Origin of the sequence: Butyrivibrio fibrisolvens (genome assembly GCF_023206215.1) — a bacterium.
GTDB classification, from domain to species: domain Bacteria; phylum Bacillota; class Clostridia; order Lachnospirales; family Lachnospiraceae; genus Butyrivibrio; species Butyrivibrio fibrisolvens_C.
This window is the reverse complement of record NZ_CP065800.1, coordinates 1947711-1969947: the sequence shown is the minus strand read 5'-3', so window position 1 is coordinate 1969947 and position 22237 is coordinate 1947711. Positions and strand designations below refer to the sequence as shown.

Genomic DNA, 22237 nt, shown 5'->3' with positions numbered 1-22237 from the left:
TACTTCCAATTTCGCAACATATGCCGTAACACTCTTGTCAGCTGGTGGATATGTATGGCTTAATGCCTTCATAGAAGAATTCATAATCATCTTTCTTTATGTAGCCTTCTTTTATCAACATATCCCATGATGCTTTTAAATTCTCTATATTTCTTTCAAATAACCCCATTTTAATGTTTAAGTCACTTTTTGATATATTCTTTGGCAGAATTCCCGAGATTTTCTCATCATAAGCAAACTTTTTAACGTCACTAATACTGTCACTCATTTCAGGTGCAATTCGTAAACGTAGCTTCGAAACTAAGGAATCCGGTATATTAATCTTAAGCTTCTGCGAATCTCGAGGCGGCTTCTTGGTTTTTATCACAATTCTGAATTCTTTCTCGTATTCCCAAGGATAATCTTTCACAAAAAGATTATCCTCACTAAAGAATTGATCACCATCTGATACTGAATACCATTTATTCCGAAACATTACCCTATTTGTTTTCTGTTCCCTGTAATATACCCATGCAGCACTTAGATCAAAATCTTTGTTCCTCAGATATTGAGCATTATCATTAACCCCTTGAACGTTTTCAATTGATCTTATAAATTCCAACATTACAGCTGGTGTAATTCCTATGCTTACTCCTCTTCCAGTTAATCCTGAATACAAATACCACATGGGTATTTTTTCTGATTTGCTATTGCAAAAGCACAAGGCATATATGCTGTTCGCCGTCATTTTATGATTATCTGCTTCAGCTTTATCATTCATTTTTGTCAAATTATTTACGTAAAAGCATTTATTTTTCAGAATTAGCTTTGCCGTTTCTAGGGTTGTGTAATACCAAAAAGTAGTGTCAGAAAAATCCTTTGCCAAACCATTAATATCAATTTGGTTACTCTCTATCATTTTTTTAGAAGTGATAACAATATCTTTACTTTTCATCAGTTTATACCAACCTAAAAATTTGTTTTCTTACCCACACATTTAAATATATCACACTAAGATTAACTACTATATTAAAAAATGTGTAAAATGATATTTAGCATTTTCTACGTTTCGCGTTTATAGAAATCATTTGCTCCCTAATTTGTTTTTTTCGATTATTTGTTATGCGTCTGGTTTTACGATAACTAACGTACTGTTTAGGCATAACATAGGTCTTGTCAATATCTGTTGCCTTTACACACCTATACACACTTGGGAACTCAGTAACTAACGAGTCAAGTTTTCGCATTACTGCTCTATCCCTTGTGTAGACAACTGCCTCTGTTTCAGCCACATTGAAGTTGATCACTGTCTCCTGTTCCGTCTTGGTCAATCTACTCAAATGTTTTTGCTCCTTTCTGACTGCCCTCCTGGTCTGTTATGTAGTTTTTGGCACGGAAAGAACGAAAAGAAGAGATAAGATAGGATGGATAGGATAAGATAGAATAGTAAATAGTGTATATCTTTATTCTCTTTTTCTTTGGTTCTTTCTTTTTCTCTTGTTTCTAGGGTAAGAAGAAAGAAAAGGGAAGGAGGGGAAGAAAAGAGGAGGAAAACTTCCCCTCGGTAAATGCCGTAACAATGCAAAATAAAAAAGTCTCAATGAAATCTTCTTCATTAAGACTTTTTCAAAGTTCGTTCTCACGGCAATTACTGTATGAACTTTTCAAAAATAGCTATTATTCTACCTTCTACGGCTATCTGGATTATGCTTGTCCTTTCGTATTTATTGTTCCAACAAACTTGGTATAACATGTGTTATCTCCCGGTTCTCTATCACATTCTTTTACATGCCGCATCTTAACTATGTTTTAGTTTTTTGTCCATCCTATATATTAGTCACAATATTCTTGCATAATATTCACAATTCCGATATTATAAACAAGCAGTTTTTTTAATAAAAGATTTGAGGATTATAATGAGTATTTTAAATGTTGAACACTTGTCACATGGTTTTGGTGACAGAGCTATATTTGAAGATGTATCATTTAGGCTATTAAAGGGCGAGCATATCGGCCTTGTAGGTGCCAATGGCGAAGGTAAGTCTACTTTCATGAATATCATCACAGGATCTCTTCAGCCTGATGAAGGTAAGGTTGAGTGGTCCAAGAATGTAAAAGCAGGTTACCTTGATCAGCATGCTGTTCTTGAAAACGGGATGACAATAGGAAGCGTTCTTAAAAGTGCTTTTGACCCTCTTTTCCAGACAGAGCAGCACATCCAGGAGCTATATGAGAAGATGGCAGAAGTTGATGAAGCCACTATGACAGAATATCTCGACGAAGCAGGTATGCTTCAGGAGTATCTTACCAATCACGATTTCTATATGATAGATTCCAAGGTTGAAGAGGTTGCAAGGGCTCTTGGTCTTCTGGATCTTGGCCTTGATAAGGATGTTACAGAGCTTTCAGGAGGTCAGAGAACAAAGGTTCTCCTTGGTAAGCTCCTTCTGGAAAAACCTGATATTCTGCTTCTGGACGAGCCTACCAACTATCTTGACGTAGAGCATATTAACTGGCTTCAGCGCTATCTTCAGGAATACGAGAATGCTTTTATCCTTATATCTCATGATATTCCATTTCTTAACAGTGTCATCAATATCATCTATCACATGGAAGGGTGCAAACTTTCCAGATATGTAGGTGACTATGACCACTTCCAGGAAGTATATGAGATGCAGAAAGCTCAGAATGAAGCTGCATACAAGAGACAGCAGCAAGAAATAGCCCAGCTCAAAGACTTCGTTGCAAGGAATAAAGCCCGCGTATCCACAAGGAACATGGCTATGTCAAGGCAGAAGAAGCTTGATAAGATGGAGCTTATCCAGAAAACTGCCGAAAAACCAAAGCCAGAATTTAACTTCCTTACCGCAAGAACTCCCAGTAAGTACCTCTTTAAAGCCAAGAATCTTATCATAGGATATGATTCACCACTTTCCAAAGAGCTAAATCTTGAAATGGAAAGAGGCGGCAAGATAGTACTGACAGGTGCCAATGGTATCGGTAAGTCAACTCTTCTAAAGAGTATACTTGGTATAATCAAGCCTCTGCAGGGAACTGTAGAACTTGGAGACTATCTTGAGATTGGATATTTCGAGCAGGAGACAGATCCTAATATCCAGACTACCTGCCTTGAAGAGATATGGAACGAATTCCCCGGATTCAATCAGTACGAGGTACGTTCCGCTCTTGCCAAGTGTGGCCTTACATCAGACCATATCGAAAGTAAAGTCAAGGTATTATCAGGAGGCGAGCAGGCCAAAGTCAGACTTTGCAAGCTCATAAACCATCCATCAAACCTTCTGTTACTGGACGAGCCTACAAACCATCTGGATGTCGATGCCAAAGACGAGCTAAGACGCGCCCTCAAAGAATATCCCGGCAGTATCCTTATGGTATGCCACGAACCGGACTTCTATAAATCCTTTGCAACGCAGGTTTGGAACTGCGCTGAATGGACAACCAAGACTATATAATAATAACAACCCAGGTCGCATAGACTTGGGTTGTTTTATTATACTGATCAGAGACTGTTATATCATCTTGTCAACCAAGAACAGTACGCCTCTTGACAATGCAAACATACAAGCAATCGTGCATACACTCATACCCCAGAACTTAACAGCGCTGTATCCAAAGCTTTTCCAGCACCCGGCAATCCTGAAAAGTGCAATAAGATAAAATGCCAGAAACGGCGTAGTAACCAGATATAATATCTGGAATGAAAAAAGAAAGAATATAAACATTCCCGTCATCGTACCTGCCCACAGTTTGAGCAGTGAATCCTTGGGATGCTTGTCTGTAATCTCAAGCGTCTTAAGCGCTATCTCATCTACGTCCATAAATATCTTCTTAAAATTGATGGTAAAACGTCCCTTATGATCCTTTATGGACATTGCTTCATAATCAACATCGTCTCCCCAGTTCCCCATATTTTTGCTCCTATCCTTTCTTGCAATTATTCATTAAGTATAGAACTCAAACTTCGCACTTGCCAAACATACGCCACCCTCTGAGGCAGAGCCGATGCGGCCCGTTTATAATACATTTTCGTATCTTGAAGGTGTTATAATTCAGGGCAAGATATCTGGATCTTTATATTCTAGGGTCCAAACTCGCTTCGCTCAGACAGGTGGACCCTAAGAAGAATATAAAGATCCAGATATCTCGCTCCTGAATTTAATAACACCTTCAAAAGATACGAAAATGTATTATAAACGGGCCGCATCGGCTCTGCCTCAGAGGGTGGCGTATGTTTGGCAAGTGCGAAGTTTGAATATAAAATTAGTATAACAGCTATACGCCAAGCAAATCCCCTCGATTATTGCTCTTAACTTACTATTTAGAACTTATTTTATTATATCTTCCCTATATGGCAGTACAGTATATTCAAAGGTTATGCAGGGGTACGTGAACCACGGGCGGGCAGAATATAGATAATTGCCACGCATTTTAACAATTTTATATAATTCATGAGCTTGATAGATGGAGTTTTTATTCTGCCAAGGGTCCACATGTCTGAGCGAAGCGAGTTTGGACCCTAGAATAAAAAGCTCCAGCTATCATGCCATGAATTTATAAAATGGTTAATGCGTGGCAATTATCTATATTCTGCCCGCCCGTGGTTCACGTACCCCTGCATGGCCTTTGAATATACTGTACTGCCCTATACGAGACGTTTGAGTCTTTTAGCTGGCTTTACTTCTTGGGATAACATAAGGATCTCCTGTTTCGGGATCTGTTATTATGGAACTTTCCATTCCGTATATTGTACGCATCAGATCAGGAGTTATTATGTCCTTAGGACTTCCCTGCGCGATAAGCTCACCTTTTTTCATGGCAAAAATATGATCAGCATACCTGATAGAAAGGTTGATATCGTGAAGTATCGCAACAATAGTAGTCTTTCTTAGTTTATTGAGCTTGGCAAGACAGTCAAGGATCTCTACCTGATATGCTATATCAAGATAAGTCGTTGGCTCATCAAGTAAGAGTATATCTGTATTTTGAGCAAGTACAAGAGCTATCCATACTCTCTGCCTCTGTCCTCCGGATAGAGAATCCACAGGCTTATTTGCAAGTTCCGATACTCCCATTGCTTCCATAGCACAGGCTATCGCTTCATAATCCGCTTTGGACAACTGTCCGAAGATGTTCTGATAAGGGAATCGTCCTCTGGCAACAAGGTCAGCTACTGTGATTCCTGCAGGTACAATAGGGCTTTGTGGAAGGAGACCTATCTGCTTGGCAAGGCAAGCTGTAGGGACTTCATATATGGATCTGCCGTCAAGAAGTACTGTTCCATCCTTTGGTTTAAGAAGTCTTGCAAAACTTTTTAAAAGTGTAGACTTGCCACAACCATTAGGACCTATAAGAACACTGAACTTTCCTGCAGGAATATCTATATTCATATCTTTTAAAATGAGTTTTTCCTCATAACCTGTGCTTATTCCTTTAGCTCCAAAGTCATGACTTATTGCTATATCACTCATTAGATCTTATCTCCCTTCTTATTAAGATTTAGAAGCAGCATAAGAAGATATGGTGCTCCCAAAAGTCCTGTCACTACTCCTACAGGATACTTAGCTTCAAACAGATTCTTGCCTATAAGTTCAGCTGCATATACAAGAAGTGTTCCAATAAGGCCTGATACTGCCATGGCATTACTTCCGTTTCTGGTGATCTTCCCTGCTATAGGCCCTGACAGGAATGCTACAGAAGCAATTGGTCCTGTAACAGCTGTTGCACCTGCGCTTAATATAAGAGCGCATACTATACAGCATATCCTGACTGCGCTAAGAGGAACTCCCAGAGTTGTTGCATACTCATCTCCAAGCTGCATCATCCTAAGATACCTGTTACACCAAAGAAGCAGTGCACTTCCCAGTATAGTCATAATAGCTATAGCCGGAACATCTGACATCTGGGCCGAGTTAAGGCTTCCTCGTAGCCATCTAAGTGCGGTAGCTACGTCATATTCAGAGCCTACAAGCAGCATCCAGGATATAAGCGCATTTAGGACTGCCTGCATTCCTATTCCTATGAGTATCATCCTGCTGCCAAAAGACTTGCCTCTTCCTGATAACAAGAAGATCATAACAGTAACTAAAAGGCCCGCTATTATGGAAAATATCGACGCTGCTATTCCGCTTATACCCAGTATCAAGATACAGAACACAGCTGCAGCAGATGATCCTGCTGTGATACCAATGATATCAGGAGATGCAAGAGGATTCCTAAGAAGGCTCTGAAATACAAATCCTGCTATACCAAAAGAGAATCCTGCCAGTCCTCCAACTATCAGTTTTGGGAGTCTTAAGCTTTTAATAGTATAGGCAGCGCCTTTTGTTTCATCACTAAATAGATATCCAAAAACTTCTGAGAGAGAATAATTGGTATTTCCGATAGTCATCATAAGGCATGCAAGAAATACGATGATACATATAAGTGCAAGAACGCACAGCATATTTTGCCTTTTTTGCCTTGTATATATATTTCTTAAATTCTTTTCTAAAATGTTGGCGTTCATATACTCCTAGCCTTGGTTTTATATACGATCCAGATAAAAACAGGTGCTCCAAGAAGCGCTGTTATTATGCCTACTTCAAGTTCTCCCGGGCTTCCCAGGACTCTTCCTATGACATCCGATAGAACAAGAAGTGCCGCACCTCCAAGTGCTGACATTGGAACTATAATCCTCATGTCACCGCCATAGATAAGCCTGATAATATGAGGCATCATAAGTCCTACAAAACCTATAGGTCCTGCAAGCGCTGTAACACTGGCACACAGAAGTACTCCTGCAAGTGCCGTGACAAAACGCAGATGCCCAACTTTAACTCCCAATGAGATTGCCATCTCATCTCCAAGTAAAAGAGCATTAAGACCCGGTGAACATATAAGTGCCAGCAGCACTCCTCCTGCAAAAAATGGGGTTAATAACTTAACATCTTCCCATGAAGCACCACCCACACTTCCAACCTGCCAGAAGCGATAAGCCTTCATGACATTGGAATCAGGAAGCATTATGGTATTGACCAAAGATCCCAGAGCCGTAGACACTGCAGCTCCAGCAAGTGCCAGCTTTATAGAACTTGCTCCGCCATAACCTACTGATGCAATGCCATAGACAAATAAAGCAGATAGAAGTGCTCCAATAAAAGACAGCCCTATAAGCTTCATTCCTGACGAAATATCAAGATATGCAATGCCTATGACTACCATAAGAGAAGCACCGGTATTTACGCCAAGGATACTTGGATCAGCTATTGGATTTCTGGTAATTGCCTGCATGAGTGCTCCGGATACTCCAAGCGCTGCACCCGCCAGAATCCCAAAGACCGTCCTTGGAATTCTGGCATCTATTACAGCAGCCTTGAATGCGTCAATATCCCTTCCTGTAAAATATCCAAATATATCAGCAAAAGGTATCTGCTTACTTCCATATGCAACGGATAGAAAAACACATACTATCAGCAATATTATCTCTATCGTAAAACCTATTATTAAGTTACTTTTATTTTGTTTTCTGAGCTGCTTCATTTAATGCTTCCAGATAATCCTCTATGCAATATGGTATTGAAAGAACTGTAGGTGTGCTTGCTGCTGCAAGGTTGTCATTAGAATCAAGAAGTACGAACGCACCATTTTGTACAGCCGGAATGTTGTCAAACCTTCCATCAGCCTTCATGGCTGTTACAAGTGTATCTGTTCCGTATGTGATAATGATATCTACATCTGTCAGAAGATCTGCATTCTCAGCGCTTACTGTTATTGAGAAGTCATCTGGATTCTCAATTAAAGCTGTTACACTATCAGGTGTTACAAATCCAAGATCTCCAAGAAATGCTGCTCTTGGGTCATTATTGGTATAAATATAAAATGTTCCAAGATCGTCTTCAGACAGCCAGAAGAATGCAACTTTTTTGCCCTCAAGGTCAGGATAGTTTGAAAGGCTATCATTTATAAGCTGCTGTGTCTCTTCTACAAGCGCTCTACCCTCTTCTTCAAGACCAAGGGCTTTGGCATCATTGATAGTCTCTTCCTGCCATGTTGTAGTCCATGGAATCTCAGGATATGCTACAACAGGTGCTATCTCTGAAAGTCTGTCATACTCTTCCTGGCTAAGTCCTGAATATGCAGCAAGTATCACATTAGGATTACAGTCTGAGATTGCTTCATAGTCCCATCCATCAGTGTCCTTGAATACATTGGGAGTTGCTCCAAGCTCCTCATAAGCCTGAGCCGTCCAAGGGAGAAGTCCATTCTCATCTCTTGGTCCAAAGTTAGCTTCGGATATACCAGCAGGTACTATTCCAAGTGCAAGCGGCACATCCGGATTGCCCCAGGAGATGGCAACGATGTTTTCAGGCTTATCTTCTATTACAGTCTCACCAAGCCCATGCTGAATTGTAATAGGGAAGGCTGCATCACTGTTTTCATCATTAGCAGAAGCTAACACATTGGCATCATTAGAAGATCCATTATCAGATGAAACTGAGCTGTCTGCAACATTAGAGCCTTCTACACCACAGGCAGTAGCACCAAGTCCCATTACAGCTGCAGTTATGATTGATACAATTTTTCTTTTCATAGTATTTCTCCTCGTGTGAAAATATGTTATGCTTTATTTAGTTAGCCAGAACTAACTTGCATATAATCTCATATAATTACTTTGGTGTCAATATAATATTGCAAAATTTATATTTTTATAATGGGACAGTTTATGTTTTGTTTACTAAAAATATATTGCATACAATTCATTGTAATGATATATTGTAATTAATTGATTGCACGCAACCATTCCACAAATTGATCATGCAGCTCAGTCAAACAAAGGAGTTATAGGATGTATTTCTATATCCGTTTACACGATGTAAACAGGATATGTTAAGAAATACAGAGATGTATTACTATATACCATTAAAATAAGGAAGGACGTGATTTTATGAACAACAATAACAACAATATTTTCGATCTTACAGGTAGAGTAGCACTTGTAACAGGCTGCTCCACAGGACTTGGAGTACAGATGGCCAAGGCGCTTGCCCGTCAGGGTGCCAGTATCGTAGCGCTTGCAAGAAGGCAGGAGCTCATCGATCAGGTAGCCAGGGATATTCACGAGCAATATGGGGTTGATACTCTGGCTGTAAGATGTGATATAACAGATACCAAAATGGTTGAAGATGCTGTAGACAAGGTTTTAGAGCACTTTGGCAAGATAGATATTCTTATCAACAATGCAGGAACAGGCGCTGTAGCACCTGCTGAAGATATCACCGACGAGCAGTTCTCCAATGAGCTTAATATAGACCTCTTTGGAACCTTTAGGGTTGCAAGAGCTGTTGCCAAGAAGGCTATGATCCCTGCCGGCTTTGGAAGGATCATCAATATCGCATCCATGTACGGACTTGTGGGCAACAAGATTGCACCTTCTTCACCATATCATGCAGCAAAGGGCGGCGTTGTCAATCTTACAAGAGCTCTTGCAAGTGAATGGGGCAAGCACGGCATTACAGTCAATTCCATATGCCCAGGCTATTTCTACACACCACTTACCCAAGAAACCTTGGATTCTGATTTCTTCAAGGAATATGCAAAATCAGCAATTCCTATGGAACGATACGGTGTAGAAGGCGAGCTTGATGCTGCTGCCTGCTTCCTGGCATCTCCTGCTGCAAGCTATGTAACCGGCATAGCACTTCCTGTTGACGGCGGATATACCAGCATGTAATTCTATACCGGTACTATAATTATCCACATAAAAAAATGTCCTTTTCTTAAGTAGTTTACTATAAATATCTGAGTGCTTTACCAACACATCCAAAGCGCCGGATATTTGAAAAGGACATTTTTATATTTTACTAAAACTTCATAGACCCTTGCATTGTCTTACCGGGGATTATATCCATTCTTCTTTTAACAAAGCTATTGGGAAGTTCAAAAAGTGCATATGCTATCAGTCGTTAGCAAAAAAGATTGTATAGCATATCTTCTAACTTAAATCAATTCAATTTATCACTCTAATACCTAAGCTAATTATGCATTAACTTTAGTATCAACAAACCTAAAGCCATAATACTTGGTTTCAGGTTCTTCTATTCTTGATTCGCCGAGTACTGTTCCATCAGATGCTACCTGTCTTGCAGGGATTACGATCTGCTCTTTTGAGTGACCATTCTTCGCATCGATATAGTTAACATTGATTGTAAGATCAGGTCGCTTATCAATCTCTTCGATGACGAAATCTGCAAAGCTTACATACTCACCTGCATCAATGTCTACTGTTGCACCATAAGCTGCCTCCCTGATAGCCTTTGCAGCGTCAAGGTTGAACTGATAGTAATCATTAACAGGTGCTACTGTAGATACCTCTGTTGAAGATTGTACGCCGCTTGCATCTACTACTGCAAGAACTGTTTCATTCTCGTTAGAAGAAGGCTCAACACCAGGCTGAACTGGCTCAACTACAACTTCTTTTTTAACTGCATCGTATTTTACCAGATAAATTGTACCATAGTTGTAATAAGATACAGGATAATCTGTGCCATTTATAGTTTTATAAGAATATGAACTTTTGAGTGTGATATTAATTGTCCATGTTCCATGCTCAGCATCGTATTTCAAAGCTACTTTATCAATAGCATCGAATGTACCAAGCTGAGGATCAACATATGCAACTGCGTTTGCAGGATCGTCACAGTCAGTAGCTACAGGAACTGTAACAGCCGCTTCAATATTCTTACCATCAAGAACTTCTGTATTAGTAGAATTTAAAGATACAAAATATATAGTAGCCTCAGCTGACTCCTCATCAGCTTCAAGCGGAATTTTATTGTCTGTAGTATTAGCTATTATCTCTGTTCTTCCCTGAAGAACATCTTCATCTTCAAGTGAAGAATCGGTGATTGTTATATGAGCATTCCCTTCTGCCAAAGGATCTATTGGTGCTTCTCCTTCTTCTCTGTCATCAGCATACTCTGTAGCCAGCTTCTGATTTTCGGGATCTACATAGCGCTCTCCCATTTCGATTTCCTCTGCTGTCTCTTTTGCAAATTCATCCATATCAGATTTAGTATATTCCTCATATATAGCTGTCTCTGATTCTGTCTGCTGCTCATCAGGATTTCCAAGTATTTCCTTTTCATTTTCTGTAGCTGCCTGCTCATCAACGGTTACTACAACTGTAGTCTGTTCATCACATGTGCATACTCCGCCTTCGGCAGCAAATGCTGTCATTGATCCCCCAAGGGTCATTGTCATTACTGTTGTAATGATCATAAGTTTTTTTAGAATTGATGTTCTTTTACTCATATTTTCCTCCCTAGAACGAAAAAATAGTTTAATGCCGGAATAATTCATATCATCCCAGGCACGAAAGTCATAATATCAGCTTAAATAAGGCTTGTGTGACTTTTGCGACGAATTGACAAAAATATGGGATGAAATGCATTCCTCCTATAAAAAAGCTGCTCATAGAAGAATACTCCCACAAAAAATAAGACCCTTAGGACTCTTTGCGGCTACCTGTTGCTGCATATATATGGATGTTAAAAAGTTCTGGTTGATTTTATTTACAGAGTAGTGTATATTGCTTTTAAGGAAAACGTTTTCCGTGATGCATGTTTTTATGTGTCTTTTTGATAACGGATTATTTTTCCCAGAAACACGTATCTGTTATAAGCAATACTTATATTAGGAGAATCAACATGAATTTAGGAGCAATATATCACCGTACATCAGATCAGTACTGTTACTGCCTCGATACAGACAGTCTTGTTATAAACATCAAGACCGGTTATGACATCGACCACGTTTATATTATCCATGGTGATCCCTATGAAGCCGGTATTATGGGCGGATGTGAGAGATGGAGCGGCAGACGTGAAGAAATCTGCTTTAAGAAAAGTCTTAAAGATCATATATGGTGGACTACAACTCTTTTCCCGGAATATAAAAGATGTAAATACTACTTCGAGCTGCACTGCGGCGATGAATGCATGTACTATTTCGAAGATGGCTTCTATACTGAAGATGAGATGAATCAGGATGGTAAGGCTCTCTCCTATTTCATAATGCCGTGGATGAATCCTTGTGATGTATTTGTTACTCCTTCCTGGGTCAATGATACTGTATGGTATCAGATATTCCCGGAGAGATTTTGTAATGGCGATCACTCTTTAGATCCTGATGGCGTACTTGACTGGGAATACAAAGAGACAGGATTTAGAGATTTCTACGGCGGCGATATAAAGGGCATCCGTGACAAGATTCCTTATCTTAAAGACCTTGGAATCACCGGAATATATCTAAATCCTGTATTTGAATCAAAATCAAATCATAAATACAATACCAGGGACTATAAGAAAGTCGATAGTCACTTTGGCACCAATGATGACCTTAGAGCACTTGTTGATGAGGCGCATGCTGCTGGTATCCGTGTCATGCTGGATGCAGTTTTTAATCATACAGGATCGGACCATCCTATGTGGATAGATGTCCTTGAAAATGGAGAGAAGTCCAGATATGCCAGCTGGTATATGGTCAATAAGTGGCCTGTTGATACCGGACGCGATACAAGAGATGGCCGTTTTTATTCTTTTGCCTTTGCAGAGCATATGCCAAAGCTCAACACCAGCAATCCCGAAGTTGTAGACTATCTTCTTGATATCATAAGATTCTGGATTGATACATTTGATATAGACGGTCTTAGATTTGATGTGGGCAATGAGGTATCGCACTCTTTTTTAAGAGCTGTACGATACATGACTAAGCGCATGAAAGATGACTTCTACCTTCTTGGCGAGATCTGGCATGATTCTGTAAACTGGCTTCGCGGAGATGAGTACGATGCAGTTATGAACTATCCTCTTGCCAGTGCCATATCAGATTTCTGGATCTATAAAGACAGAGACAGACGCAGCTTTGAATATGACATCAACAGATGCTTTACCATGTACTATTCACAGGTCAATGACGTACTTTTTAATCTTCTGGACTCGCATGATACTAACAGACTCCTTGATAAGGTGCACGGCGATATAGATGTATTCTATCAGCAACTGGCGATCCTGTTTACAATGCCCGGAAGTCCATGCATCTACTATGGCACCGAGGTTGCAATGGAGGGCGGATTTGACCCCGATTGCCGCAGATGTATGCCTTGGGATCAGATAGATAGCGGCCTTAGAGAGGCAGAACTTAGCACCATGAAAGCTCTTATAGCAATGAGAAAAAGTACTCCTGCCTGCAAGAGCAGAAACTTCCATTTTCCTAATGATATCAAAGAAAGTCGTGTCATTTCTTATCTTAAGATTGATGAATCTGGGACAATTGCTGTATACCTGAACTGCGAGAAAGATCCCGTAAGTATTCCTCTTCCTGAAGGATCTGAAGTACTGTTTGCACGCAAATGGGATGATGCTGACAGTGTTGATGCCGGAAAACTTGGTAGTAAGGGAGTGCTTGTTGTGAGAATATAGCAGGCTAAAGTGGGGCTGTCGCACTAGATGATTTGATCATCATCTGGGCGAGGCCCCTTTTCGCCTACGTTAAGCTAAAATTTACTTTATAACCTAAATCCTTTTTTCATATAAAAATGAGGCAGGTGTCATAAAAATATAATTGACTTATCAGTCCTCAATACTTACAAGTTCGATCTGGAAATTAAGTGCCTTGCCTGCAAGTTCGTGGTTGGCGTCAAGAGTGATAGTCTCTTCATCCTTGGCCTTAACAACTACAGGGAATGCTCTGCCTGCAGGATCCTGAAGGAATACCTTCTGTCCTATGTTAAGATTCTCAGATCCCGGAAGTTCTGTAATATTGAGTGTGAAGATGTTGGAAGCATCACGAACTCCGTAAGCTTCTTCAGGCTCAAGATGTACATTAACACTCTGGCCTACTTCCATATTAACTACAGCCTTATCAAATCCTTCGATCATCATACCTGTACCGCAGATGAAATCAAGTGTCTGACCTCTGTCATAAGATGAATCGAACTGTGTTCCGTCATCAAGTGTTCCTTTATAATGAACGCTTACCTTCTTGCCGGCATTAGGTCCCTCGAAGATAACAGGTCTTGGGCCACCGCAACCGCCGCAGCCACCACAGCCGCCTTCACTGCTGCCACATCCTCCGCAGCCCTCTTCTTCGTCACCGCATCCGCCGCAGCCTTCATCACTGCCACATCCGCCGCAACCAGACTCTTCGCCGCTTGCTTCGTCTTCATGATGACCACAGCTGTGCTCTTCTCCCTCTTCATGGTGATGATCACAGTTAACGCCCTTAGATTCAAGCTCTCCGTTAAGATATGCGTATACAGCAGCATCTGCATCGCCTTCTGCGCCGGATATAACTTCGATTCCAGCGCTTGTAAGTGCATCAAGTGCTCCCTGTCCAAGTCCTCCGCAGATAAGCTTCTCTACCTTCTGCTCAGCAAGAAGTCCTGCAAGAGACTCATGTCCAAGTCCCTCATTGCCAATAACTGTGCTGGCTACTACTTTATCATCCTCAATCTCATAGATCTTAAACTCTTCAGTTTTTCCAAAATGCTGAAAAATGTCGCCTCCGGCATATGTAACCGCTAACTTCATATATGTGATCTCCTATTCTATTATTCTGTTATTTATTCAAATACAGTGCATCTTTGCCATTTTACTATGAAAAAAGAAATATAGCAAATACCGTATTTATTCTTTTTTATGTTCACTTTAAGACAACCTATTGGCAAGGTTTCCTTATATATGGCAATGACCGGGGAAGAAGTTTTAACTTTTTTATAATATGACGTAAGGGTCAAAAGTCATTTCGATTCGAGCTTGCTCGAAATCGAATATGAATTTATGACCCGCCAAACATGAGCAAAGTAGCACGTAGTGCGGATTTGCGAATGTTTGAGGATTGTGAGAGTTTCGAAGAAACGGAACAATCCGGTAGTCATATGGTGTCAAAAGGAACTTTTGACACCTACCTCATAATATCCTCTTTTGGACCAATTTTTAACATGGTTAACAAATACACTTTTTTGGTCGAAAAATAATAATAGATCATGAATTATGAATCGTCAGATATTTGAACAGGAGATGTCCCATGAAGCTAAGATTCGATCCATTTTTTCATTATTTATTTAAGCATAAAAGCTCTGATATCATAGCATCTATCACAGCTCAGAACATATATTGCATAAGTCTTATCGCTATAGTCAATTTCTTTATTGAACTTTATTTTTCACTATGGAATTACAGTATCATGATACTCCATCCGGAGATTCCACACCTATATATCGTGATAAGGCTCAATTCTTGCGTTATGATGATGCTCATATCTGCAATAGTCTTCTTGTACCTTATCAGTTATAGAAATAAAGTCAGCGGCAATGTAAAAAAAATCTGCTTCGTCCTGCTTGTATATTCCATTATAGAGATAGCCTTTGGTATCTATATCTCTGTCTATGACCTTCTTCTTGGCGGCAACTCATATGTCTTTTTTATCATGACTCTTTGCGTCTTTGGAATACTGGTCATCAATCCATACGGATCCATAACTCTTAGTATCATCTCCCTTGTTTCTTTCTATCTGGTACTCATTCCGGTTTATGATGTAGAGTATTCGGACGTTCTAAATATGACGGAGTATTTCTTTTTTATAAATTTTATAAGTGTTATCAGGTACTACCTGACCTGTACCTGGTACGAGAATCATTTCGAACTAAAGAGAGTCAATGAAGAACTTACTCTGGCCAAAGAGCGGTTGGAAAAAAGCAATGAAATGCTTCATTCCATAAGTTTCTATGACGAACTAAGCTGTGTTAAGAACAGAAATGCTCTTAGGGCTGACTGGTCTGAATACAACGGACATATATTAAGCGTCATGATGATGGATATCGATGATTTCAAATACTTCAACGACACATTTGGACATACAGTCGGCGATAACGTCATCAAGGAAGTCGCCACACTTCTTATCAAATACTTTGGCGTTGAACATTGCTACAGAATAGGCGGCGATGAATTCCTCATCATATCAGGCTATGGCAAAAAAAGCTTTGAAGAAAAAATCTCCTTACTGAGAAAAGAGCTGACAAATTACCACATTGAAGAAGCAGATGTCTCACCAACGATCAGCTGCGGTATCTATAGAGGTGTCTGCGACTATGAGAATGATCTTAGGGTTCTAAAAGACATAGCTGACGAGCTTCTATACAAAATCAAAAAGACAGGAAAAAACGGCTTTATGTTCAAAGCCGATCCTCTCCTTCCAACAGGTGATATTGATATTGACGACAGTTCCATAAGCTTAAAAGGCGCAATGGAATCAAAGATCAATAACTCTATCTCTTGATTGCAAACTTATATATGCAGAATAGCTCCATCACAAGAACCAGCACTGCAACCGGAAAAGCTATAACAAAGCTTTTTGTAAAACCTGCAATAAGATATCCTACAGAAGATGCAACTATTACAGGTATCTGATACTGAATCTGTGAGCTAACATGATCTATATGATTACAGCCGGCGCCTGAACTTGACATTATAGTCGTATCAGAGATTGGAGATATATGATCTCCTGTTACGCCTCCTGCAAGGCAGGCCGCTATGCCTATAAGCAGCATCTGCTGATCAGATGATAGCATCGCTACAGTTACAGGCACCATGATGGCAAAAGTCCCCCAGCTGGTTCCTGATGAGAAGGACACGAATACAGATATAAGGAACAGGAATATCGGAATAAGAGGATATACGCTGCCGGCTCCCTGCATCACTGAGTTTATGAATACGTCTGCGCCAAGGCCTCCTATCATACCTTTTAAAGTCCAGGCAAGAACCAGTATTATCATAAATGGGACCATTAGAGTAGACCCTGTAGGGATGCAGTCCATATAATCTTTAAATGACATTACTTTTCTTGGAAGATAAAGAAAAGCACAAAATAATATAGTAAGAAGTGATGCAAATACAAGGCTTTTTGCAGATTCGCAGTTTGCAAAGCATTCTACAAGGCTTGTCCCTCCTGCAAGATATCCGGTGTAGATCATAGCAGATATTGCTGTAACTATAAGGAAAGCCATAGGAAGTACAAGGTCTATGACCGCACCTTTCATTCCGGCAGAATCTGCCGATTCACTGCTTCTTTTGCCTGCACTTATATCCGGCTGTCCACCTTCTACTGCTCTTTCATATTTTTGCATGATTCCATAGTCCAATCCTGCTATAGATGTCCCAAATACCATAATAAGGGTAAGAAGTGCATAGAAATTAAAAGGTATCGCTCTTACGAACATACTAAAACCATTAATAGGATATCCTTCCGGAATATATGAATTAATTGCCGCTGCCCATGACGATATAGGCGCCAGAATACACACAGGTGCAGCTGTTGCATCTATTATGTATGCAAGCTTGGCCCTTGAAACTTTAAACTTATCTGTAACAGGCATCATAACAGAACCTACTGTAAGGCAGTTAAATCCATCATCCATGAATATAAGGACTCCAAGAAGACTTGTAGCGATCAAAGATGACTTTTTATTCTTCAGATTCCTGTATGCCCATTCTCCGTATGCATTGGTTCCACCACTCATCTGCATGAGTCTTACGACTATACTGATAAGAATCAGGAATATTATGATGGTAAGATCTACATTTGAAACCATGGTATCAAGAAAAACTCCAAAAGCTTCCCATGGATGAGGACCTGCTATAAAAAAAGCCCCTGTCGTAACTCCTACAAACAGAGCAAGATAGGCCTGCTTGGTTATAAGTGCAAGTATTATAGCTATAATCGGTGGAAGAAGTGACACCCAGGTACCATAGAACATAATAGTCCTCCTTATGACCCAATGCGTAATATACGAACAACAGCTGCAGAATAGATATAGATTATCTGTATATTTAATTCTATTATATTGTGCTCAATTTTTCAATTGATATACACGTATTTTTGTAACATCTATGACTTTTTTTGATCATGTGTAATGATATATAATAAATACGGATAGCCTGTAACAGGCTATAGCAAAACCTTCCGATAGATACAGACTATAAACAGGCACAAATTTATATAACTAAGGAGGCTATAATATGTCAACAACACCAATCGAAGAAGTTAGAGATTTTCTTCACAGCGCTCAGACCTACTACCTTGCTACGGTAGATGGTGACCAGCCAAGAGTAAGACCTTTTGGAACCGCTGAGATATTCGAGGGCAAGCTTTATATCCAGACTGGTAAGAAAAAAGATGTCTTCAAACAGTTAGAGAAAAACCCAAAAGCCGAGATCTGCGCCTTTAAGGACGGACAATGGCTCAGAGTAGAAGGCAAGCTCGTCTACGACAACCGCATCGAAGCAGAAACAGATATGCTTGATAAAAATCCCGGTCTAAAGAATATGTACGCCCCGGGAGACGGCAATACTGCTGTTCTGTATTTTGATGGAGGAAAAGCTGCTTTCTCATCATTTACAGCGCCTGCGCGCACAGTTGAGTTCTGATGAACAATCAGCTATTAATAGGCGTACTGGTACCATTTTTAGGTACCGCACTTGGTTCTGCCATGGTCTTTTTCATGAAAAAAGAACTGAGTGAAAAATTAAATCATGCACTGGAAGGCTTTGCTGCCGGTGTCATGGTGGCTGCATCAATATGGAGTCTTATAATCCCTGCAATGGAGCAATCCGCTTCTATGGGTAAGCTGTCGTTCATACCCGCAGTTGCAGGCTTCTGGATCGGTATCCTGTTCTTACTATGTCTTGATGAGCTGATTCCTCATCTTCACATGAACAGTGATGAACCGGAAGGTATGAAAGCCAATTTCAAAAAGACAACCATGATGGTACTTGCAGTTACACTTCACAACATACCTGAAGGTATGGCTGTAGGTGTCGTATATGCAGGATGGCTTACAGGTACAAGCGGCATCACTGCTGCCGGTGCTCTTGCACTAGCTCTTGGTATTGCTATTCAGAACTTCCCTGAGGGCGCTATCATATCAATGCCACTTAGAAGTAAAGGCGAGTCCAGAACAAGGGCATTTGTAAGCGGCGTTCTCTCAGGTCTTGTAGAACCTATAGGGACTATCATCACTATCCTTCTTGCAGGACTTATAGTTCCGGTTCTTCCATATCTTCTGTGCTTTGCGGCAGGAGCTATGATGTATGTAGTAGTCGAGGAGCTGGTTCCGGAGATGGCATCCGGCAAGCATACTAATGTAAGTACAGTTATGTTCGCTTTGGGATTCACACTTATGATGACCCTGGATGTAGCACTAGGATAAAATAAAAGCTATCACCTGGCAGGCTTGTTCCTTCCTGGCGATAGCTTTTTTACACAAGTTTTCCTACTAGCAAACAGCTTCATAACCTTGGAGCTGTGCTTGGCAAGTGGGAAGTCTGAATTATTCTATTTTATGTCATAAACACTTCTAAGTCTTAAGTTATCGCAGCTTCCCGATATAACTTTGATCGTCTTTGTACCCTTATCCATATCAAAATAGTTATCAGACAAGATTATATCTTCATTGTCATTAAGTATTTCTACGCCTCTTGCATAGGCACTAGAGGTGATGGTGATGGTATCTGCGCTGGCCTCTAATTCAAGCTTTGGATCTTCGTACTTAAAGTATTTAGGAAGTGAGAAGATTACTGAGCCGCCTGAAATCTCTATACCATTTTCATCAAGAAGATGATAGCTCACATACTGGCTAAACTCGTCTACGCCTTCCATATCCACTTTATCAAGCCATACTGATGTAAGAGCAGGGACTGTGATCTTCTTAGTGCCTGAAACCGGGCATGATACTTCAGACTTTGAGACAGCTGTTCCATTGGCATTTCTAAGCTCCCAGATAGCTGTAACTACCCTGTCTTCCATGCTCTCGTTGGCAACATTTAGTCTTATGGACTTCTCAAAATCCTTTGGATACTCATTAACAGCTTTGCCGCAGTTTATGCGTCCGTTCTCTTCGCAGGATATCATGAGTGGTGCGAAAGCTCTTTTTTCTGCATAATGAAGAGCTTTGAGCCTTCCTGCATAGTCTATTGAAGACCAGGACGCAACAGGCCAGCAGTCATTGAGCTGCCATACTACTGCGCCCATACATTCTCCGCGGTAACGTCTGAAATGTTCTATTCCTAGTCTGATTCCATCTGCCTGGAGCATATGTGATGCATATAACAGAGTATCGAAATCGGATGGATAACGGTAAGTCTGCTGCATATAGTTCATGATCTTGCCATTAGCTGCGCCATTGCGCTGGTGTCTCTCCATCACATATGAAAAGATATTCCTGTCATTCTCATCATCTGTTATAAGGTCGATGGTCTTTCTAAGAGGGAAACTCTGGAATCCAAACTCTGACAGGAAACGGAACCTGAACTTTCTATATTCTGTAAATGGCTTATCTCCATGCCATACATCCCAGTAATGCTGGTCTCCTCTTGTCTCATTACCCGGATCATCGAAGGCTCCTCCTGATGACGGACTGGATGGCCAGTATGAAACCTGCGGAGCTATGTCTGTAAGCATGCTGGGAATTATGCGTTCATACATAATCGTATAGTCACGTACTTCTTCTTTGGAATGAACCCATACCCCTCTGTCTACGAACATCTCCATCTCATTATTGCCGCATATAAGGCCAAGAGATGCATGATGACGAAGTCTCCTTAAATTCTGCCTGAACTCTTCTTTTATATTATTTTCAAACTTCTCCGTCAGATGGTATACAGCGCAGGCGAACATCATATCCTGCCATACCAAAAGGCCAAGTTCATCACAGATATCATAGAACCAGTCTTCAGGATAGTAGCCGCCTCCCCATACACGTACGCAGTTGTGGTTTGCAAAAGCAGCTTTTTCTAATAGGGATCTGGTAGTAGCAGGATTTACTCTTCCAAGAAGGTGATCTTCCGGGATATAGTCTGCGCCCATGGCAAATATAGGCGTTCCATTTACTCTTATTGCAAAGTCTGCGGCTTTCCTTCCCTTTTTGAGATTAAGATCTACAGTTCTAAGTCCTATTCTCTTAGTCCATGAATCTATCTTCTGACCGTCTTCATATAAAGTCACTTCTACATCATACAGGGGCTGCTGGCCGTATCCTCTAGGCCACCAGATCTTGGCATCTTCTATAGTTATAGAAAGAGAATTCTCCAATGCCCTAACTCTTACACCTACAAGTCCGTCAGCGCTTTCAATTCCTGACATCTTAAGGGCAAAAGCATCTATGGCTGGCTTCTTATCAGAAGACTTATTCCTTCCTGATGACGGGAATAGCTTTGTTTCTTTACTCCTTACTTCTCTACCATCAGGATCTGTAATCTTGACATCATAGGTCAGCTTGGAAAGAGCTGATTCAAGATCGGACAGGTCAGTACTATTAATTAAAAGTTCCGGCTTAAAAGAAATTTTTACATTAGTAGATTCATTTATATTGTTTTTATTTGAAGTTTTAGTATTCCTGCCTGAGCTCTTTACAGCTTTCTTATCAGATACACTATTTTTGACTGTTATATGCTTCTGAAGTATCTGCACGCTTTCAAGTCTTACGCTTCCTGATCCTATCAGGTATACAGGTCTATATATTCCTGCATCGGGAAGGTGAGCTCCCCAGTCCCAGCCAAAGCTTGAATGCGTCTTCCTGATATGTGGAAATCCCGGCATAGCATCTGATGATCCGTCCACATAGTCTTTTTCTACAGCCTCTTTGATATATCTTGTAGGAGAATGAAATAAAACAGTAAGCTTATTGCCTTTCTCCTTAACTATGTCCTTAATATCAAATTCATACATCCGGTGCATATTTTCAGTACTTCCAAGCTTTTGGCCATTAAGGAATACATCCGTAACTGTATCAAGCCCATCAAAATGAAGTATCTGATCATAACATGACAAAAAATCTTTGGATACATTAAAGCTGGTCTCATACTCAAAATCATTGTCCATAAGCATAAGAGCTTTATCTTCATTATCTTTAAAGAATGGATCTTCCATAAGTCCTTCTCTAAGAAGATCTGTATATACACTTCCCGGAACTACAGCCTTGATCCACTTGCCTTTTGAATCTGATGATATAATTCTCATCTTCCATTTATCATTGTCACTAATAGAAATTCTGTTCAAATCAATACCTCCATAATACCTGTATAAAAGCCCTGTAAGCCTGAAAAAAATAAAAGAGGGCCATGCATTTATGATATCACATAACCCTCTTAGTTTAGTTTGATGTTATATGCTTAAATATTGATAATATCTGCTACAGGTCGAACAT

At 40.3% G+C, this 22237-nt stretch carries 16 protein-coding genes; 6 read left to right on the top strand and 10 right to left on the bottom strand.

Annotated elements, in window-relative coordinates; translation table 11 throughout:
* Nucleotides 1–37: 37 nt before the first annotated feature.
* Nucleotides 38–934: a DUF2971 domain-containing protein gene (locus tag I7804_RS08070; protein WP_248405875.1), complete on the bottom strand. Its 897-nt coding sequence runs from the start codon at nucleotides 932–934 to the stop codon at nucleotides 38–40.
* Nucleotides 935–1895: 961 nt separating this feature from the next.
* Between I7804_RS08070 and I7804_RS08065 the strand changes: the two genes are divergently transcribed.
* Nucleotides 1896–3452, top strand: coding sequence for an ABC-F family ATP-binding cassette domain-containing protein (locus I7804_RS08065; RefSeq protein WP_248405874.1), 1557 nt, complete (start codon nucleotides 1896–1898; stop codon nucleotides 3450–3452).
* A gap of 57 nt (nucleotides 3453–3509) precedes the next feature.
* On the opposite strand, the gene I7804_RS08060 is transcribed toward I7804_RS08065, so the two are convergent.
* The 5 genes from I7804_RS08060 to I7804_RS08040 all read right to left on the bottom strand — a co-directional run bounded on the left by I7804_RS08060 (nucleotide 3510) and on the right by I7804_RS08040 (nucleotide 8569).
* The gene (locus I7804_RS08060) at nucleotides 3510–3908 is read right to left on the bottom strand and encodes a hypothetical protein (protein WP_027215341.1); all 399 of its coding nucleotides are present in this window, start codon (nucleotides 3906–3908) and stop codon (nucleotides 3510–3512) included.
* A gap of 756 nt (nucleotides 3909–4664) precedes the next feature.
* The gene (locus tag I7804_RS08055; protein WP_022757419.1) at nucleotides 4665–5468 is read right to left on the bottom strand and encodes an ABC transporter ATP-binding protein; all 804 of its coding nucleotides are present in this window, start codon (nucleotides 5466–5468) and stop codon (nucleotides 4665–4667) included.
* Nucleotides 5468–6442, bottom strand: a complete 975-nt coding sequence (locus tag I7804_RS08050; protein ID WP_248405873.1) for a FecCD family ABC transporter permease — start codon at nucleotides 6440–6442, stop codon at nucleotides 5468–5470. Before I7804_RS08050 ends, I7804_RS08055 begins: the two co-directional genes overlap by 1 nt.
* 59 nt (nucleotides 6443–6501) lie before the next feature.
* A complete protein-coding gene (locus I7804_RS08045; protein WP_248405872.1) occupies nucleotides 6502–7518 on the bottom strand; it encodes a FecCD family ABC transporter permease in 1017 nt (338 codons plus the stop codon).
* Entirely contained in the window at nucleotides 7493–8569 is a 1077-nt protein-coding gene (locus I7804_RS08040; protein ID WP_248405871.1) for an ABC transporter substrate-binding protein, read from the bottom strand. The genes I7804_RS08045 and I7804_RS08040 overlap by 26 nt, the downstream gene beginning before the upstream one ends.
* A gap of 354 nt (nucleotides 8570–8923) precedes the next feature.
* Between I7804_RS08040 and I7804_RS08035 the strand changes: the two genes are divergently transcribed.
* The gene (locus tag I7804_RS08035; RefSeq protein ID WP_248405869.1) at nucleotides 8924–9709 is read left to right on the top strand and encodes an SDR family NAD(P)-dependent oxidoreductase; all 786 of its coding nucleotides are present in this window, start codon (nucleotides 8924–8926) and stop codon (nucleotides 9707–9709) included.
* Nucleotides 9710–10014: 305 nt separating this feature from the next.
* On the opposite strand, the gene I7804_RS08030 is transcribed toward I7804_RS08035, so the two are convergent.
* On the bottom strand, nucleotides 10015–11289 hold the full coding sequence (locus tag I7804_RS08030; protein ID WP_248405867.1) for a hypothetical protein: 1275 nt from the start codon (nucleotides 11287–11289) through the stop codon (nucleotides 10015–10017).
* A gap of 395 nt (nucleotides 11290–11684) precedes the next feature.
* Between I7804_RS08030 and I7804_RS08025 the strand changes: the two genes are divergently transcribed.
* Nucleotides 11685–13457, top strand: a complete 1773-nt coding sequence (locus I7804_RS08025) for a glycoside hydrolase family 13 protein (RefSeq protein ID WP_248405865.1) — start codon at nucleotides 11685–11687, stop codon at nucleotides 13455–13457.
* Nucleotides 13458–13607: 150 nt separating this feature from the next.
* Here the strand turns inward: I7804_RS08025 and I7804_RS08020 are convergent, their stop codons facing one another.
* Entirely contained in the window at nucleotides 13608–14567 is a 960-nt protein-coding gene (locus I7804_RS08020) for an FKBP-type peptidyl-prolyl cis-trans isomerase (protein WP_022756137.1), read from the bottom strand.
* 496 nt (nucleotides 14568–15063) lie between these two features.
* Here I7804_RS08020 and I7804_RS08015 point away from each other — a divergent pair, with 496 nt between their 5' ends.
* Nucleotides 15064–16314 carry a GGDEF domain-containing protein gene (locus I7804_RS08015; RefSeq protein WP_248405863.1) on the top strand — a complete coding sequence of 417 codons (1251 nt, stop codon included), beginning with the start codon at nucleotides 15064–15066 and terminating at the stop codon, nucleotides 16312–16314.
* Here I7804_RS08015 and I7804_RS08010 read toward each other — a convergent pair.
* Nucleotides 16304–17791, bottom strand: a complete 1488-nt coding sequence (locus I7804_RS08010; protein WP_248405861.1) for a Na+/H+ antiporter NhaC family protein — start codon at nucleotides 17789–17791, stop codon at nucleotides 16304–16306. The two genes, I7804_RS08015 and I7804_RS08010, sit on opposite strands and share 11 nt — an antisense overlap.
* 262 nt (nucleotides 17792–18053) lie before the next feature.
* Here I7804_RS08010 and I7804_RS08005 point away from each other — a divergent pair, with 262 nt between their 5' ends.
* Together I7804_RS08005 and I7804_RS08000 are read left to right on the top strand one after the other, a co-directional pair.
* A complete protein-coding gene (locus I7804_RS08005; RefSeq protein WP_331477874.1) occupies nucleotides 18054–18461 on the top strand; it encodes a pyridoxamine 5'-phosphate oxidase family protein in 408 nt (135 codons plus the stop codon).
* Entirely contained in the window at nucleotides 18461–19243 is a 783-nt protein-coding gene (locus I7804_RS08000; RefSeq protein WP_110073995.1) for a ZIP family metal transporter, read from the top strand. The genes I7804_RS08005 and I7804_RS08000 overlap by 1 nt, the downstream gene beginning before the upstream one ends.
* Before the next feature lie 125 nt (nucleotides 19244–19368).
* Here the strand turns inward: I7804_RS08000 and I7804_RS07995 are convergent, their stop codons facing one another.
* Complete coding sequence (locus tag I7804_RS07995) at nucleotides 19369–22089, bottom strand: beta-mannosidase (RefSeq protein ID WP_248405858.1); 2721 nt, start codon at nucleotides 22087–22089, stop codon at nucleotides 19369–19371.
* Nucleotides 22090–22237 lie beyond the last annotated feature (148 nt).